The 377-nt window shown below is 54.6% G+C and carries 1 protein-coding gene; it reads right to left on the bottom strand.

Annotated features, from left to right (window positions below; all coding sequences use genetic code 11):
* Positions 1 to 135 precede the first annotated feature (135 nt).
* A partial coding sequence (locus AC1RPT_RS07750) for a hypothetical protein (protein WP_481762977.1) occupies positions 136 to 377 on the bottom strand: 242 nt, incomplete at its 5' end.

Here is a 377-nt window from a genome sequence, read left to right as displayed (position 1 = left end):
GGGTCCACCTCAGCCAGCGCGTGCTTGATGCCACGGCGGTCGCCAAGGTCCTCGATCACGGCCAGCGCCGCTACATGCGCCCAACCACGCGTATCCTTGTGATCGGCCAGTGCTCGCTCCACATTGAGTTCTGCATCACTCTTCATTACTGCCTCCCGTGTATTTCAAAATCACATAGACCCGGCTGGTGCCATTCACTTCGTGTTCGACGCGATGCCCAACAATTTTGTCTACGTATGACACAGCTCCGTACGATGCTACGCACGCCGCATTACCAATTTCCGCTCGGTGCATGACATTGATGGCTATGCAGCGACCATCGCTTTTTGCTTTCCGAATTGCCTTTCGGAAAGCAAATGCCAAATCCTCACCATGAC

The organism is Dellaglioa sp. CoH-56-MRSF-11 (assembly GCF_056782135.1).
The sequence above is the reverse complement of the archived record's forward strand: the minus strand, read 5'-3'. Positions and strand labels throughout refer to the sequence as shown.